15 protein-coding genes are annotated in these 15,623 nt (G+C 69.4%); 9 read left to right on the top strand and 6 right to left on the bottom strand.

The window, feature by feature from the left end:
* Positions 1-149 precede the first annotated feature (149 nt).
* Complete coding sequence (locus TN53_RS26220) at positions 150-2,282, top strand: ATP-binding SpoIIE family protein phosphatase (protein ID WP_046261119.1); 2,133 nt, start codon at positions 150-152, stop codon at positions 2,280-2,282.
* Here the strand turns inward: TN53_RS26220 and TN53_RS26215 are convergent.
* Complete coding sequence (locus tag TN53_RS26215; protein WP_046261118.1) at positions 2,249-3,298, bottom strand: AI-2E family transporter; 1,050 nt, start codon at positions 3,296-3,298, stop codon at positions 2,249-2,251. The genes TN53_RS26220 and TN53_RS26215 overlap by 34 nt on opposite strands.
* Positions 3,299-3,471: 173 nt before the next feature.
* On the opposite strand from TN53_RS26215, the gene TN53_RS26210 reads away from it, so the two are divergent.
* Positions 3,472-4,341: a Bro-N domain-containing protein gene (locus tag TN53_RS26210; protein ID WP_046261117.1), complete on the top strand. Its 870-nt coding sequence runs from the start codon at positions 3,472-3,474 to the stop codon at positions 4,339-4,341.
* 90 nt (positions 4,342-4,431) lie between these two features.
* Here TN53_RS26210 and TN53_RS26205 read toward each other — a convergent pair whose 3' ends face one another.
* The 3 genes from TN53_RS26205 to TN53_RS26195 form a co-directional block, all read right to left on the bottom strand.
* On the bottom strand, positions 4,432-5,403 hold the full coding sequence (locus tag TN53_RS26205; RefSeq protein ID WP_046261116.1) for a pirin family protein: 972 nt from the start codon (positions 5,401-5,403) through the stop codon (positions 4,432-4,434).
* A gap of 91 nt (positions 5,404-5,494) precedes the next feature.
* Positions 5,495-6,328, bottom strand: coding sequence for a hypothetical protein (locus TN53_RS26200; protein WP_046261115.1), 834 nt, complete (start codon positions 6,326-6,328; stop codon positions 5,495-5,497).
* Positions 6,329-6,396: 68 nt separating this feature from the next.
* On the bottom strand, positions 6,397-6,861 hold the full coding sequence (locus TN53_RS26195; RefSeq protein ID WP_046261114.1) for an SseB family protein: 465 nt from the start codon (positions 6,859-6,861) through the stop codon (positions 6,397-6,399).
* A gap of 181 nt (positions 6,862-7,042) precedes the next feature.
* On the opposite strand from TN53_RS26195, the gene TN53_RS26190 reads away from it, so the two are divergent.
* The 4 genes from TN53_RS26190 to TN53_RS26175 all read left to right on the top strand — a co-directional run bounded on the left by TN53_RS26190 (position 7,043) and on the right by TN53_RS26175 (position 11,570).
* On the top strand, positions 7,043-7,900 hold the full coding sequence (locus TN53_RS26190) for an intradiol ring-cleavage dioxygenase (RefSeq protein WP_046261113.1): 858 nt from the start codon (positions 7,043-7,045) through the stop codon (positions 7,898-7,900).
* A 137-nt stretch (positions 7,901-8,037) separates the two neighbouring features.
* Positions 8,038-9,879 (top strand): acyl-CoA dehydrogenase, encoded by a 1,842-nt coding sequence (locus TN53_RS26185; RefSeq protein ID WP_046261112.1) that lies wholly within the window; start codon positions 8,038-8,040, stop codon positions 9,877-9,879.
* 77 nt (positions 9,880-9,956) lie between these two features.
* Positions 9,957-11,252: a M18 family aminopeptidase gene (locus TN53_RS26180; protein ID WP_046261111.1), complete on the top strand. Its 1,296-nt coding sequence runs from the start codon at positions 9,957-9,959 to the stop codon at positions 11,250-11,252.
* A gap of 78 nt (positions 11,253-11,330) precedes the next feature.
* Complete coding sequence (locus TN53_RS26175) at positions 11,331-11,570, top strand: DUF6458 family protein (RefSeq protein WP_046261110.1); 240 nt, start codon at positions 11,331-11,333, stop codon at positions 11,568-11,570.
* An 86-nt stretch (positions 11,571-11,656) separates the two neighbouring features.
* Here TN53_RS26175 and TN53_RS26170 read toward each other — a convergent pair whose 3' ends face one another.
* Positions 11,657-12,067, bottom strand: a complete 411-nt coding sequence (locus tag TN53_RS26170; RefSeq protein ID WP_046261109.1) for a cupin domain-containing protein — start codon at positions 12,065-12,067, stop codon at positions 11,657-11,659.
* Positions 12,068-12,120: 53 nt separating this feature from the next.
* On the opposite strand from TN53_RS26170, the gene TN53_RS26165 reads away from it, so the two are divergent.
* Together TN53_RS26165 and TN53_RS26160 are read left to right on the top strand one after the other, a co-directional pair.
* Positions 12,121-13,110 (top strand): helix-turn-helix domain-containing protein, encoded by a 990-nt coding sequence (locus TN53_RS26165; RefSeq protein ID WP_095046734.1) that lies wholly within the window; start codon positions 12,121-12,123, stop codon positions 13,108-13,110.
* 159 nt (positions 13,111-13,269) lie between these two features.
* A complete protein-coding gene (locus tag TN53_RS26160; RefSeq protein WP_046261108.1) occupies positions 13,270-13,767 on the top strand; it encodes an LURP-one-related/scramblase family protein in 498 nt (165 codons plus the stop codon).
* A gap of 28 nt (positions 13,768-13,795) precedes the next feature.
* On the opposite strand, the gene TN53_RS26155 is transcribed toward TN53_RS26160, so the two are convergent.
* Positions 13,796-14,590 (bottom strand): carbon-nitrogen family hydrolase, encoded by a 795-nt coding sequence (locus tag TN53_RS26155; protein WP_046261107.1) that lies wholly within the window; start codon positions 14,588-14,590, stop codon positions 13,796-13,798.
* A gap of 180 nt (positions 14,591-14,770) precedes the next feature.
* Here TN53_RS26155 and TN53_RS26150 point away from each other — a divergent pair, with 180 nt between their 5' ends.
* Positions 14,771-15,595 carry a maleylpyruvate isomerase family mycothiol-dependent enzyme gene (locus TN53_RS26150; RefSeq protein WP_046261106.1) on the top strand — a complete coding sequence of 275 codons (825 nt, stop codon included), beginning with the start codon at positions 14,771-14,773 and terminating at the stop codon, positions 15,593-15,595.
* Positions 15,596-15,623 lie beyond the last annotated feature (28 nt).

Below are 15,623 nucleotides of genomic sequence, written 5' to 3'. Positions count from 1 at the left end.
GAGGGTCACTCCCCGACAAGGAACGGGCCATGGTGCCCGGACCTCCCAAGGGTACCGGCCGCCCCACGATCGGCTCCCCACCATTAATCGCGGGACGCGGGCCCCGCCATCGGTGGCAGCCTCCGATCACCTCTCCCTACAGTGGGGCAATGCGCACTGGTGAGCCCCTGCCCGCCGTGGGGGACGTCCTCGCCGCCCTCGCGACCGGCCTGTGGCACTGGGACACCGCAACGGGCCAGGTCACCGTGGACGCCGAGGCCGCACGGCTGCTCGGGCTGCCCGCCGAGCCGACCACCCTCACGGAGGTCCAGGCACGCGCGCGTATGCACGCCGTCGACTGGAACGAGATCACCGGCGTCATCCAGCTCGCCGTCGCCGAGGGCACCCTCGCCGAGGTCCGCATCCGGATCATGGACGAGCAGAACCGGGTCGTACGGGTCGTCCGCAGCCGCTCGAATCCCTCCTACGACGCCGAGCGCCGCGCCTTCGTCCTGATCGGCACCCTGCAAGAGGTCACTGAGCCCTCGCCCGGCACCCCGGCCGGCCGCAGCGCGATCACCGGCGACTGGCGGCGCTCCAGGGAGGCGTTCCTGCTGGACGCGGGCCGCGCCCTGGCCGAGGCTCGGTCCACCGAGGAGGTTCTCCGGGTCGCCGCGGGCCTGTCGATGCCGGGCTTCTCCCCGGACGGCCTCGCGGTCTTCGGCGTCGAGGGCGACCGCCTGAAGATCATCGGCCACCACGGCCAGCAGCCCGGCGACGAGGGCCCCTTCTCCCACATGGCCCTGGAGACGGACTACCCCGCCGCCGAGGTGGTCCGCACCGGCCGCGCGGTGTACCTCTCCACCCCCGAGCAGTACCGGAGCCGCTACCCGGTCACCTGGCCCCTCGCGGCCAACTTCGGCCGCCAGTCCTGGGCCTTTCTCCCCCTCACGGTCGCGGGCCGCACGATGGGCGCCTGGATGGCGGCCTTCGCCTACCCGGTCGCCTTCACCCCGGACGAGAGATCCGTGCTCACGACGGTCGCCCGGATGCTCGCCCAGGCACTGTCCCGCGCGGAGGCGGCGGAATCCGCCAGAGAGCTCACCGACGGCCTCCAACGCTCCATGCTCCCCAAGCTGGGCCCCGAGATACCGGGCATGAGCGTGGCGGCCCGCTACGTCCCCACCGGCGGCGGCCTCCAGGTGGGCGGCGACTGGTACGACATGATCCCGCTGCCCGGGGGCGGACGCTTCGCCCTGGTCATAGGCGACGTACAGGGCCACGACGTCCACGCGGCAGGCCTGATGGGCCAGTTGCGCATAGCCCTGCGGGCCTACGCCTCGGAGGGCCACCGCCCCGACGCGGTCCTGTCCCGCGCCTCCCGCTTCCTGCACGGCATGACGTACGACTCCGACGACCCCGCCGACCAGCGCTTCGCGACCTGCCTCTACGTCGAGGTCGACCCCGCCACCGGCCGCCTCGACATCGCCCGCGCCGGCCACCCCGACCCCGCGATCCGCATGGCGGACGGCACGGTCCTGGTCCGCCGCACGGACGGCGGCCTCCCCCTCGGCATCGACCCCGACGCCGACTACCCCACGACCCGCCTCACCCTCGAGCCCGGCGAGACGATGATGGTCTGCACCGACGGCCTGATCGAGACGGGTGGCCACGACCTGGAGACCGGCTGGCAGCGGGTCCGCACGATCCTGGAGGAACACAAGGGCGACCTGGAGGAACTGGCGGACGCCCTGGTCCAGGCAGTGCACGGCCCCTCCTCCCACCACACGACGGGCCCCCTGGCGGACCGCCGCGAGGACGACATAGCGGTGTTGCTGCTGTGCCGCGAGGGAGAGGGCTGCGGCTGCGGCGACACCGTCGTGACGACCCCGCGGATCCGCCGCACGATGCTGTCGGTGGCCCAGGCGGAACCGGAACGCGTGGCGGTGGCCCGCCAGCACCTGAAGGAGCTCCTCCACGACTGGCCGTCGCAGGACCAGGTGGACTCGGCGGTGCTGCTGCTGTCCGAGATGCTGACGAACGTCCTGGTCCACACCGACGCGGACGCGCTGCTCCTGGCGGAGGTACGCGGCGAACAGGGCTCCCGCCGTATGCACGTGAAGGTGACGGACACCAGCGACGACCTCCCCCACGTCCGCCGCCCCGGCGAACTGGCCTCCTCCGGCCGCGGCCTCGTCCTCATCGAACTACTGGCCGACACCTGGGGCGTGGACCCACAGGGCGAGGGCAAGAGCATCTGGTTCGAGCTCTACGAGTCCACGGCCGCGGACGCGTCTGAGTAACGCTCCCGCAGCTCATGCGCGACCCCGAAGGCGGCGGCGGTGAGCGGCACGGCGAGCAGCATGCCGAGAATCCCGGCGACGGAGGCCCCGGCCGTGATGGCGAGCATGACGACCGCCGGATGCATCTGCACGGTCCGGCTCTGGATCATCGGCTGCAGCACATGCCCTTCGAGCACCTGCACGGCCAGTACGACCCCGAGCACCCACAGCGCGATGACGAACCCCCGGTCGGCGAGCGCGACAAGAACGGCGACGGCCCCGGAGATGAAGGCGCCCAGGTAAGGGATGTACGCCCCCACGAACACCAGCGCCCCGAGCCCGACGGCCCCCGGCACATCGAGGATCAGCAGCCCGACGGTGATGCAGAGGGCGTCGATGAGAGCGATGAGCGTCGTCCCCCGCATGAACCCCTCGACCCCTTCGTACGCCCGCCGGGCCATGGCCTCGACGAGGTCACCGGAGGAACGGGGAACAAGGGAGCGCAGCACGCCGACGGCCCGATGCGAGTCCCGGAGAAAGAAGAAGACGAGCAGCAGCGCGAGCACAGCCATGGCAATCGTCTCGCCGACGACACTGACCCCGCTGATCACCCCGGAGGCTGCGGTCCCCCCGAACTTGGCGAGCAGTTCCTTCGCGTTGGAGGCAAGGTCGTCCAGCGAGGTCCCCGCGGCCCCGAAGTGCTCGGCGAGATCCTGAGCCGCCTGCTTGAGCGAGGCGACGATCTCATCCCCGGTGTCGATGAGCGCGGCGACGACGACATAGACGGCCCCGCCGACGACACCCACGACGGCGACACATGTGAGCCCGGCACCCACCGACCGATTGACCCTGCCCTTGACGAGCCACCGGTGCAGGGGCCCGAGCAGCGCAGTCCCCAACAGCGCGAGCAGCACAGGCACAACAGCGGTCCGGAACTCCACACACAACCGAATCCCGACGTACACAACCCCGGCGACAAGCAGCACGACAACACACCAGGCGGCCAGCCGCCGTACGGGCTCGGGAAGCAGTTGCACACCCCCAGCGCACCACGCGCCCCCGCCCTTGTCCTGCGCGGTCGGCCGGTCAGGTGAAGGACTGACGCGGCCGGCAGAATCGGTACGTCTGTCCACCTTTCGGATGAACATCCTTGCTATGGACGCGAGTTGCGCCCCTGCGTCCTTAGGTTCCGACACGGAGGTGATGCTCGATGAACGAGCAGAACAACACGCGCAAGGACGCGATCGAGATCAGTGACTTCGTGTTCGCCGCGACAGGCGCACGGGTCCGAAGGCTGACCCTGCCGGACGGGACGTACTGGTTCCCGGCCGTCGACGTATGCAGGCACCTGGGCTACAAACACATCGGATCGACACTGCGGAACGTCGCCGACACAGCCAACTTCTCCAGCGCCGAGAGTGTGCTTCAGAGGCACGCTCTCGACATTCCCGCAGGTCGAGAGTGGCGCCGAGACATGAATCTCGTGAATCTCCAGGGCCTGATCCGCTTGGTCAACGGCTGCACGAAGCCGGAGTCCCAGCCCTTCAAGGCCTGGGTCTCCGAAGTCATCGCCACCATCCAGCGCGACGGCTCCTACTCCCTGGAACCGGCCCCCGTGCAGCCCGCCACCACCGACTGCACCGCATACGCCGTGCCCCAACAGCTCGCCGACGCCCTTGTCCGGCTCGAAGAGCGCGCCTGCAGGACGGACGAAGCGCTACAGCGGATCGACAACAAGCAGAACGTGATCATCGAGTCCCTCCGGGACCTCGCCCAGACCCTCCGGCGTTCCGGCGATCGCGCCCGCCCGGTCCAGGCCCCGGAGTTGACGCCTCAGCAGCTCCTGGCCAACTGGAAGTCCCGGAACCTGGTCGTCACCGAGGACGTCCACGCGGTGGCTGCCCACCTGGCTCCTGCGCTGCTGCACGGCGGCGCCGGTTACAGCGTGGAGGAGATCTCCGTCTGTACCGGGTTGTCGTCCGACCGCGTCCACGACAGCCTGGAGTTGCTGTCCGAGCAGGAATGTGTGCGGCAGGTGGGCCGCGCACCGAACGGCGCGCCGTTCTACGTACTGCCGTAGTCCGGTAGCGCCCACGTAGGACAGGCCCGAAGCCGCACCTCGAACTTGCGGCTTCGGGCCTTCCCACAACCTACCGAGTCGCAGCCCGCTTTACAGGCCACCCTCCGACATCCCGTGCACAGCCGGCACCGTCCCCAGCCGCCCCTTCTGGAAATCGTCGAACGCCTGCTGGAGTTCCTCACGGGTGTTCATGACGAACGGGCCGTAGTGGGCCATGGGCTCACGGATCGGCTGGCCGCCGAGCAGTACGACCTCGAGTTCCGGCGCGTTCGAGTCCTGCTTCTCGTCCGCTCGCACGGTCAGCGAGGAGCCCGCACCGAACACTGCAGTCTGTCCCAGGTGCACCGGGCGCCGCTCGGCGCCCACCGAACCACGGCCGGCCAGGACGTACGCAAGCCCGTTGAAGTCCTCACGCCACGGGAGCGTGATCTCGGCGCCGGGAGCCACGGTCGCGTGGATCATCGTGATCGGTGTGTGCGTGGCACCAGGCCCCTGGTGACCGTCCAATTCACCGGCAATCACCCGCAACAGCGCGCCACCGTCCGGCGAGGTCAGAAGCTGGACCTGGCCGCCACGGATGTCCTGGTAGCGCGGGTCCTTCATCTTGTCCTTGGCGGGCAGGTTCACCCACAGCTGGAGGCCGTGGAACAGCCCACCCGACTTCACCAGCGACTCGGGCGGGGTCTCGATGTGCAGAAGGCCGGAGCCCGCTGTCATCCACTGCGTGTCCCCGTTCGTGATGGTGCCGCCACCACCGTTGGAGTCCTGGTGAATGAAGGTGCCGTCAATGATGTACGTGACGGTCTCGAAGCCACGGTGCGGATGCCAGGGCGTCCCTTTTGGCTCATTTGCCCCGTAATCAACCTCGCCCATCTGATCCATCATGATGAACGGATCCAGATGCCGGTAATGAATCCCGGCGAACGCACGCCGCACCGGAAATCCCTCACCCTCGAAACCGCTCGGCGCGGTCGTGACGCCGAGCACGGGACGGGCCACGGCGTCGGCCGGGGCGGCCACGCGGGGGAGCGTCAGCGGGTTCTCCACGGTCACTGCGGGCATGTCGGTACCTCCTTGGTGCGTCCAGTTTAGTTGAGCATTGAACTTCCTGCCACCCCTAACCATGAGGTCCGCGGGCGCATTCCCGCCGCCGTCAACGCAACAGGGCCACCGTCCCGACGCCCATCGCCCACAGGCCCGCCGACACCGTGGACACCCCGAGGACCAGGCGGAACAGGCCGAGGGCGAGGTGCCCGGCGGTACCGTGCCCGACCTTGGTGGTGCCCTCCGGATCCTCGGGGTCGTACAGGATGTCGACCTCGTCCGCCCCGCCCTGCGGACCGCTGCGCGTACGCGCCTTCCCCAGGGCGTCGACGTACGCGTACGTGTGATGCATGACGGTGTCCTCGCCGGTCCCGACCTCGTACGACCGCTCGCGCCGCCCCTCCACCGTGATCCCCCGGCGGCGCAGCACGACAGCCTCCCGCACCGTGCGCACGCCGCCCGCCAGGGCGGTGCCCCCGGCACCCGTCAGCACCGGACCGACCAGCCAGTAGACGACGGCCTGCTCCCCCGCACCGCGGTTCACCAGCACCACCGCGACCAGCACATACGTGAGGACCAACGCGCCGAGGATCGCGTATCCCAGGTACGGGCCGCGCCGCTCGACCGGCTCCGCCGACACCTCCGGACGCGGTTCGTCGGCGTCGCGCACGGGCAGCGCCCGGCGTACCGCTTCTGCGAACGCCCGTACGGCAGGTGCGCTGCGGGAGGTGAGGGAGTAGGTCACGGAATCGGTGGGTGTCGTGGCGACGACGACCGTCAGCACCCGGCCTCCGGGGCCGGTCACGTCGACGCGGGCGATCGCGGCGACGGGGATCCGGTGGCGCACTCCGCCGGTCTCCAGCAACACGACGCCGGCCCGGAGGCGGGCAACAGAACGCCGCCGGCCGTGCAGGACCAGCGGCGATGTGTCGATCTCGGTCACGCGGGCACAGTAGGCGAGCCCGGCGACCGGAAGGAGCGGTTCAGTCGGAGCGGTGGTGGATGCGGCACTCAGCCATACATCCGCCGCATCGCGAACTCGACCATCTGCTCCACGGCCTTCGCGTCGAAGACCATCCGGTGTTCGCCCTCCATGTCGAGGACGAAGCCGTAGCCGGTGGGCAGCAGGTCGATCACCTCCGCCCCGGTGATCACGAAGTACTTGGACTCCTTGCCCGCGTACCGGCGCAGTTCCTTCAGCGAGGTGAACATCGGGATCACCGGCTGCTGGGTGTTGTGCAGGGCGAGGAATCCGGGGTTGTCACCGCGCGGGCAGTACACCTTCGACGTGGCGAAGACCTGCTGGAAGTCCTCCGCCGCCAGCTGGCCCGTCGTGAAGGCCCGCACCGCGTCCGCGAGGGACGGCGGGGACGGCTCGGGATACAGCGGCGGCTGCTGGCCGTACCCGCCCGGCATCTGCTGCTGTGGGGCGGCGTACTGCTGCTGCGTACCCGCGCTCTGGTCGTAGCCGTACATGGGCGCAAGAGTACCGAGAGCGGCCGGGGGGCGGGCCGCTACGGGGTGGGTCGGTGGAGCGGCGGGGGATCGACAGTGACTTGACAGCCCTGGTGTGGTGTTCTCGCCGCCGACCGCCCATAACGTCTGTCATGTCAGGTAAAGCACGGAGAAACGGCACCGCACGGGCAAGGGGACAGCCATGCACGGACACCACGGCGACGGGGTCGACGAGGTCCACGAGCACGACAGGGGACTTTCCTACGACCTTCCCGTCCTCGCCCGCCGCCGGATGATCCGGCTGATGGCGGGGGCGAGCCTGATTCCGCTGGTGGGCTGCACGTCGGAGGACGAGAAGGCCGCCTCCTCCCCCTCTTCCTCGACGGCTTCCCCGGGCGGCGCCTCGTCGTCCGCCGGAAGTTCCGCCGAGTGCGCGACGATTCCCGACGAGACCGCCGGGCCCTTCCCGGGCGACGGTTCGAACGGAGTGAACGTCCTGAAGGAGAGCGGTGTCGTGCGCGGCGACATCACCAGGAGCTTCGGCGACTCCGCGGGCGGCACCGCCGAGGGCGTGCCCCTGTCCGTCACGCTGACGGTCGTGGACGCGGCCTCGGGCTGCGGGACGCCGAAACAGGGTGCGGCCGTATACATCTGGCACTGCGACCGTGCGGGCGACTACTCCCTGTATTCCGAGGGCATCGCCGACGAGAACTACCTGCGGGGTGTGCAGGAGACCGACGCCGCCGGTCAGGTCACCTTCACCAGCGTCTTTCCCGGCTGCTACCCGAACCGCTGGCCGCACATCCACTTCGAGGTCTACGGCAGCCTGGAGGACGCCACGGCGGCCACGTCGATCACGAACACCTCGCAGCTCGCCCTCCCCGAGGACGTCTGCGACACGGTGTACGCGACGGAGGGCTACGAGGAGAGCGTGCCGAACCTCGCCGAGCTCTCCCTGGAGACGGACAGCATCTTCCGCGACGGCCATGACCAGCAGCTGGCGACGGTGAAGGGCAGCGCGGCCGAGGGGTACGCCGCCACGCTCACCGTTGCGGTGTGAACCGTCACAGATGGCCGGATCAGGGTTGCGCTTTATTACTGGCGGGTAGCATCATCGTATCGAAGCTACTTGTTGGTACGTGAACTAGCGCGAGGATCCAGTGCCTCGCCCGTCTCTTCTCTACGGGAGCCGTCGCCATGGGGCACTACAAGTCGAATCTCCGCGACATCGAGTTCAACCTCTTCGAAGTACTCGGCCGCGACAAGCTGTACGGCACGGGTCCCTTCGAGGAGATGGACGTCGAGACCGCGAAGAGCATCCTCGACGAGATGACCCGTCTCGCCGAGAACGACCTGGCGGAGTCCTTCGCCGACGCCGACCGCAACCCGCCGGTCTTCGACCCGGAGACCAACACCGCGCCGGTCCCGGCGTCCTTCAAGAAGAGCTACAAGGCCTTCATGGACTCCGAGTACTGGCGTCTGGGCGTCCCGGAGGCCATCGGCGGCACCACCGCCCCGCCGTCCCTGATCTGGTCGTACGCGGAGCTGATCCTGGGCGCCAACCCGGCCGTGTGGATGTACTCCTCCGGTCCGGCGTTCGCCGGGATCCTCTACGACGAGGGCAATGACGTACAGAAGAAGATCGCCCAGATCGCGGTGGAGCGGACCTGGGGTTCGACCATGGTGCTGACCGAGCCCGACGCGGGTTCGGACGTCGGCGCCGGCCGCACCAAGGCGATCCAGCAGGATGACGGCTCCTGGCACATCGAGGGCGTCAAGCGCTTCATCACGTCCGGTGAGCACGACATGGAGGAGAACATCCTCCACTACGTCCTCGCCCGCCCCGAGGGCCACGGCCCCGGCACCAAGGGCCTGTCCCTCTTCATGGTCCCGAAGTACCTCTTCGACTTCGAGACCGGCGAGCTGGGCGAGCGCAACGGCGCCTACGCCACCAACGTCGAGCACAAGATGGGCCTGAAGGCCTCCAACACCTGCGAGATGACCTTCGGCGACCAGCACCCCGCCAAGGGCTGGCTGATCGGCGACAAGCACGACGGCATCCGCCAGATGTTCCGCATCATCGAGTTCGCCCGCATGATGGTCGGCACGAAGGCGATCTCCACCCTGTCGACGGGCTACCTGAACGCGCTGGAGTACGCCAAGGAGCGCGTCCAGGGCTCCGACCTCGCCGCCTTCGGCGACAAGGCCGCGCCCAAGGTCACCATCACCCACCACCCCGACGTACGCCGCTCGCTCATGACGCAGAAGGCCTACGCGGAGGGCATGCGCGCCCTCGTCCTCTACACCGCCTCCATCCAGGACGCGATCGCGGTGAAGGAGGCGGCGGGTGAGGAGGCGAAGACGGAGCACGCGCTCAACGACCTCCTCCTGCCCATCGTCAAGGGCTACGGCTCCGAGAAGGGCTACGAGCAGCTCGCCCAGTCGCTGCAGACCTTCGGCGGCTCCGGCTTCCTGCAGGAGTACCCGATCGAGCAGTACATCCGCGACGCCAAGATCGACACCCTGTACGAGGGCACCACGGCCATCCAGGGCCAGGACTTCTTCTTCCGGAAGATCGTCCGCAACCAGGGCGCGGCCCTGAACGGTCTCGCCGAGGACATCAAGAAGTTCCTGGCGCTCGGCACGGGCGGCGAGGACCTCGCGGGCGCCCGTGAGCACCTGGCCAAGGCGGCCGTGGAGCTGGAGGCCATCGTCGGTCTGATGCTGACCGACCTCGCGGCCACCGAGCAGGACGTCAAGAACATCTACAAGGTGGGCCTGAACACCACCCGCCTGCTGCTGGCCTCCGGCGACGTCGTCGTCGGCTACCTGCTCCTCAAGGGCGCCGCGGTCGCCGCCGAGAAGCTGGAGACGGCCTCCGCCAAGGCTGTGTCTTCCAAGGATGTGGCGTTCTACACCGGCAAGATCGCGGCGGCGAAGTTCTTCGCCGCCAACGTCCTGCCCGGCGTCACCGGCGCCCGCAAGCTCGCCCAGGGCGTCGAGCTCGACCTGATGGAGCTGGACGAGGCCGCGTTCTAGGACACACCCGCACAGCTCTCCCGAAGGCCCGCTCCCATCACCGGAGCGGGCCTTCGTACGTCGTTAAGGTGAACCCCATGAGCGAACCCTCCCGCTTCGACCGCGGTCACACCGACGACCTCATGTCCTTCCTGGCTGCCAGCCCCTCGCCGTACCACGCCGTGGCGAACGCCGCCGAGCGACTGGAGAAGGCGGGCTTCAGGCAGGTCGCGGAGACGGACGCCTGGGACGGGACGACCGGCGGCAAGTACGTGCTGCGCGGCGGTGCGATGGTGGCCTGGTACGTCCCCGAGGGCGCCGAGCCGCACACGCCGTTCCGGATCGTCGGCTCGCACACCGACTCCCCCAACCTGCGGGTCAAGCCGCTGCCGGACGCCGGGGCGCACGGCTGGCGCCAGGTCGCCGTGGAGATCTACGGCGGACCGCTGCTGAACTCCTGGCTCGACCGTGACCTGGGCCTGGCCGGCCGGCTGACCCTGCGGGACGGCTCGACGCGACTGGTCAACGTCGGCCGGCCGCTGCTGAGGGTTCCGCAGCTCGCCGTCCACCTGGACCGTTCGGTGTCGACGGAGGGCCTCAAGCTCGACAAGCAGCGGCATCTGCAGCCCATCTGGGGACTCGGCGACGACATCCGCGAGGGCGACCTCATCGCCTTCCTGGAGGAGGAGAACGGGCTCCCGGCGGGCGAGGTGACCGGCTGGGACCTGATGGTGCACTCCGTGGAGCCCCCGGCCTATCTGGGCCGCGACAAGGAGCTGGTGGCCGGCCCGCGCATGGACAACCTGCTGTCCGTGCACGCCGAGGTCGCCGCGCTGAGCGCCGTCTGCGCCGGCTCGGCCCTGTCCCACATCCCCGTACTCGCCGCCTTCGACCACGAGGAGAACGGCTCGCAGTCGGACACCGGCGCGGACGGGCCGCTGCTCGGCAGTGTGCTGGAGCGTTCGGTGTTCGCGCGCGGGGGCTCGTACGAGGACCGGGCGCGAGCCTTCGCCGGCACGGTATGTCTGTCCTCCGACACGGGCCACGCGATCCACCCCAACTACGCGGAGCGCCACGACCCCACGCACCACCCGCGGGTCAACGGCGGCCCGATCCTCAAGGTCAACGTCAACAACCGCTACGCCACGGACGGTTCGGGCCGCGCGGTCTTCGCCGCCGCCTGCGAGAGGGCCGGCGTCCCCTTCCAGTCCTTCGTCTCCAACAACTCCATGCCCTGCGGCACCACGATCGGCCCCATCACCGCGGCCCGGCACGGCATCAAGACCGTCGACATCGGCGTCGCCATCCTGTCGATGCACAGCGCCCGCGAACTGTGCGGCGCGGACGACCCGCATCTGCTGGCGAACGCGCTGGTGGCGTTCCTGGAGGGATAGCAAGAGACAGCGAGGGATAGCCCCCGCAGGGCCGGGTACCCGCCTGCAACCGGAACCACCGGACAGGGAGGCGACACTATGGGCCTCGGCGGATGCATCATCCTCATCGCCGCGGGAGCCATCCTCACGTTCGCGACCGACTGGGAAATGCAGGGAGTCAATCTCGACCTGGTCGGCGTCATCTTCATGATCGTCGGCCTGATCGGCGTCAGCACGTTCAGCAGCATCGCCCGGCGCAGGCGGGTGGTCGTACCGCCGTCCACGACCACGGTGGTCGAGGACGACCAGCACCGGCGTGGGGGCGGCTACGGCGCCTGATCTCCACACCGGCCGGCACGAGGGGCGGCCGGTCCGCATCGCCCCCGGCGAGACGGACCGGCACACCCCGGTCCTGTTCCCTTCGGTCACGCCTGGTTGAGCGCGTGCCCCGTGGTCGCATCCACATGCCCCGGTACGTCCTCGTGGCGATCGCCGACCGTGAGGGTGCCGGTGGGTTCGAGGAGGAGGATCGCCGACGGGACGGGGGCGTACGGCTTGTGTTCCGTGCCGCGGGGGACCGTGAAGACCGAGCCCCTGGGGAGGACGACCGTGCGTTCGCCGGTCGGTTCGCGCAGGGCGATGTGGAGTTCGCCGTCGAGGACCAGGAAGAACTCGTCGGTGTGGTCGTGGACGTGCCACACATGCTCGCCCTCGACCTTGGCGACGCGTACGTCGTTGTCGTTGACGGTGGTGACGATGCGAGGGCTCCACTGGTCCGTGAAGGACGCGAGGGCCTTTTCCAGGGAGATCGGCTCGAGGGAGACGGGTTCGCTCATGTCCGCCATGGTCGGGTGTGACGGGACCGGCGGACGAGTGCTAGAAATCGCATATGTCGCAAGGATCCTCTCACCGCGTCGTCCTGCTGGTGGACGAGAACTCGAACCCGTTCGAGATGAGCTGCGCCATCGAGATCTTCGGGTTGCGACGGCCGGAACTGGGACGGGAGTTGTACGACTTCCAGCTGTGCGCCGCCGCCCCGAGCACCCGCATGCGGGACGGCTTCTTCACGCTCACCGACGTCGCCGGGCTGGAGGCCACCGAGGACGCGGACACCCTGATCGTGCCGAACCGGCCCGACACCGACACCCCGCGCCCGCCTCACGTCCTGGGCGCCGTACAGCGGGCACACGCGCGTGGCGCCCGCCTCGTCGGCTTCTGCTCGGGCGCGTTCACCATGGCGGAGGCCGGGCTGCTGGACGGGCGACGGGCAGCGTGTCACTGGATGTGGGCCGACGCCTTCCGGTCCCGGTTCCCGCGTGTCCTGCTGGAGCCGGACGTGCTCTTCGTCGACGACGGGGACATCCTCACCGCGTCCGGCAGCGCTTCCGCGCTCGACCTGGGGCTGCATGTCGTACGACGGGACCATGGCGCCGAGATCGCCAACCACGTGTCGCGGCGACTGGTGTTCGCTGCCCACCGCGACGGCGGGCAGCGGCAGTTCGTGGAGCGTCCGGTGCCCGAGGTGCCGGACGAGTCGCTGGCGCCGTTGCTGGCGTGGGCGCGGGAGCGGCTGGGGGAGCCGATGACGGTGGCGGAGCTCGCCGCCCGCGCGGCCGTCTCCCCCGCCACGCTGCACCGCCGTTTCCAGGCCCAACTCGGCACGACGCCGCTGGCCTGGCTGACGGGGGAGCGCGTGACGCTGGCCTGCCGGCTCATCGAGCGGGGCGAGGAACGGCTGGACGTGGTGGCCGCCCGCAGTGGCCTGGGGACGGCCGCGAACCTCCGCGCGCGCGTGCGGCGCGAGACGGGGCTCAGCCCGTCGGCGTACCGCAGGCGGTTCGGGACGTCGGCGACGGACGTGCCGTGGCCTCGGACCTGAGCTGTCGCGCCCAGGCCGCGGAGACCTTCTCCGGGACGCTCGGCAGCGGCCGAATGACGTGCACGCCCGGCTCGGACACCACACCGACCCTGGCGTGTCGACCATCCTGACGGCCTATTGGCTGCGTTCCGTCGCGCCGGTCGGGGAAGCCGTAACGGCATGAGATTCCTCGTACGCGACCGGCTCCTCGGCTTCGGTGACGACTACTGGATCGAGGACGACCAGGGCAACAAGGTGTTCCTCGTCGACGGCAAGGCCATGCGGCTGCGGGACACCTTCGAGCTGAAGGACACCCGTGGGCGCGTCCTGATCGACATCCGGCAGAAGATGTTCGCCCTGCGGGACACGATGCTCATCGAACGGGGCGGCGAACCGCTGGCCACCATCAAGCGCAAGCGCCTGTCCCTGCTGCGCAACCACTACCGGGTGTCCCTGGCGGACGGCAGCACCGAACTCGACGTCAGCGGGAAGATCCTCGACCGGGAGTTCGCGGTCGAGTACGACGGTGAGCTGCTCGCCGTCGTCTCCCGGCGGTGGCTGCACGTGCGGGAGACCTACGGCGTCGACGTCGTACGCGAAGACACCGACCCGGCGCTGCTGATCGCGGTGACGGTGTGCGTGATCCACCTCGCCGAGAAGGAGCGGGAGTCCGACTGAGACCCAGGGCCTGCTCGGCGGACAAGCCCTAGCGCCGGGGTGCGTCGAGTCCCAGCATCCGGTCCTTCAGCGCCGGGAACTGATCCCGTGTCACGGCCACCTTCGCGGGGTCGAACTCGACGGTGAGGACCTCCTCGCCGACACCGGCCTCGGCCAGTACCTCGCCCCACGGATCCACCACGATCGAGTGACCGGCCTGTGGAACTCCCGCATGTGTCCCGGCCGTTCCACAGGCAAGCACGTACGCCTGGTTCTCGACCGCCCGCGCCTGGGCCAGCAGCGTCCAGTGCGACCGGCGGCGCTCCGGCCAGCCCGCGGGGATCACCAGGGTCTCGGCGCCGGCGTCGACGAGGCCACGGAAGAGTTCGGGGAACCGGAGGTCGTAGCAGGTGGCCACGCCGAGGGTGGTCTCGGGCAGACGGACCGTCACCAGGTCCCGGCCCGCGCCCATCAGCACGGCCTCACCCTTGTCGAAGCCGAAGCGGTGGATCTTGCGGTAGGCGGCGATCAGGTCGCCGGAGGGGGAGAAGACGAGAGAGGTGTTGTAGAGGGTGCCGTCGGGGGTGTGCTCCGGGATCGAGCCCGCGTGCAGCCAGACGCCCGCGTCGCTCGCGGCCTTCGCCATGGCCTCGTACGTCGGCCCCTCCAGCGGCTCGGCCTCGCTGCCGAACCCCTCGTAGGCGAACGCGCCCGTGGTCCACAGCTCCGGCAGCACGACCAGATCGGCACCGGACTGGTCCCGCACCAGCGAGGCCACCCGCCGTCGGCGCGATTCGACCGATTCGCCCTCACTTACGGCGATCTGAATCAACGAGGCGCGCACACTACCACCGTCCTGGCATTCGAGCCGTTCACACGGGCCTACGATCGTCACACGAAAGCACTGCCGGGGTGCCTCACAGCAGCGTAACTTAGCGTTTCAAGACACCCGCCGACAGCCACACTCCCACTGGCAACGACGCCATCACCAGCCCGTGCACCGACCGCCGAGGGGTCCCGTTCCGTGAGTCTGCATCCCACCCTCCAGCCCTACGCCGACGCCTGGACCCACTCCATCGATGCGATATCCGAGCTGGTGACCCCGCTTGTGGAGGGAGAGTGGAACCGGCGTACCCCATGCCCCGGCTGGTCGGTGCGTGACGTCGTGTCCCATGTCATCGGTCTGGACACCGAGATGCTGGGAGACCCGCGCCCCATCCACTCGCTGCCTCGCGACCTGTACCACGTCACCAATGAGCACCAGCGGTACACGGAGATGCAGGTCGACGTCCGCCGTCATCACACTGCGCCGGAGATGACGTCCGAGCTGGAGTACGTGATCATCCGCCGCAACCGCCAGCTGCGCAACGAGTCGCGGGATCCGGGTACGAAGGTGCGCGGTCCTCTCAGCAGCGAACTGACGCTCGAAGAGTCCATGCGCAAGCACGCCTTCGACGTCTGGGTGCACGAACAGGACCTCCGCGCCGCCCTCGGCCGTCCCGGCAACCTGGACTCCCCCGGTGCGCACATCGCCCGTGACGTCCTGCTCGCCGAACTGCCCGCAATAGTCGCCGAGAAGGCCGACGCCCCTCGCAGCTCGGCGATCGTCCTCGACGTCCACGGCCCGATCGAGTTCCTGCGCACGATCCGCGTCGACATCCAGGGCCGCGGCACCCTCGAAACGGCCCCCGCCCTCGGCCCCGCCGCCACTCTCACCCTCGACTGGGAGACCTACGTCCGCCTGGCCTGCGGCCGGGTGACGGCGGACGCGGTACCGGACCGGGTGAAGACGGAGGGCGACCCGGCACTGACGGCGGCGATCCTGCGGAACTTCACGGTGACGCGGTAGCGGGACCGCGATGACGGGACCGTTGACG

Source organism: Streptomyces sp. WM6386 (assembly GCF_000972385.1).
In the GTDB taxonomy this organism is placed as follows: Bacteria; Actinomycetota; Actinomycetes; order Streptomycetales; family Streptomycetaceae; genus Streptomyces.
The sequence above is the reverse complement of the archived record's forward strand: the minus strand, read 5'-3'. Positions and strand labels throughout refer to the sequence as shown.

Excerpts from the sequence above, each read along its gene's own strand:
- TN53_RS26220 (WP_046261119.1), top strand. The coding sequence starts at position 150 with ATGCGCACTGGTGAGCCCCTGCCCGCCGTGGGGGACGTCCTCGCCGCC.
- TN53_RS26210 (WP_046261117.1), top strand. The coding sequence starts at position 3,472 with ATGAACGAGCAGAACAACACGCGCAAGGACGCGATCGAGATCAGTGAC.
- TN53_RS26205 (WP_046261116.1), bottom strand. The coding sequence starts at position 5,403 with ATGCCCGCAGTGACCGTGGAGAACCCGCTGACGCTCCCCCGCGTGGCC.
- TN53_RS26195 (WP_046261114.1), bottom strand. The coding sequence starts at position 6,861 with ATGTACGGCTACGACCAGAGCGCGGGTACGCAGCAGCAGTACGCCGCC.
- TN53_RS26190 (WP_046261113.1), top strand. The coding sequence starts at position 7,043 with ATGCACGGACACCACGGCGACGGGGTCGACGAGGTCCACGAGCACGAC.
- TN53_RS26185 (WP_046261112.1), top strand. The coding sequence starts at position 8,038 with ATGGGGCACTACAAGTCGAATCTCCGCGACATCGAGTTCAACCTCTTC.
- TN53_RS26180 (WP_046261111.1), top strand. The coding sequence starts at position 9,957 with ATGAGCGAACCCTCCCGCTTCGACCGCGGTCACACCGACGACCTCATG.
- TN53_RS26175 (WP_046261110.1), top strand. The coding sequence starts at position 11,331 with ATGGGCCTCGGCGGATGCATCATCCTCATCGCCGCGGGAGCCATCCTC.
- TN53_RS26170 (WP_046261109.1), bottom strand. The coding sequence starts at position 12,067 with ATGAGCGAACCCGTCTCCCTCGAGCCGATCTCCCTGGAAAAGGCCCTC.
- TN53_RS26165 (WP_095046734.1), top strand. The coding sequence starts at position 12,121 with ATGTCGCAAGGATCCTCTCACCGCGTCGTCCTGCTGGTGGACGAGAAC.
- TN53_RS26160 (WP_046261108.1), top strand. The coding sequence starts at position 13,270 with ATGAGATTCCTCGTACGCGACCGGCTCCTCGGCTTCGGTGACGACTAC.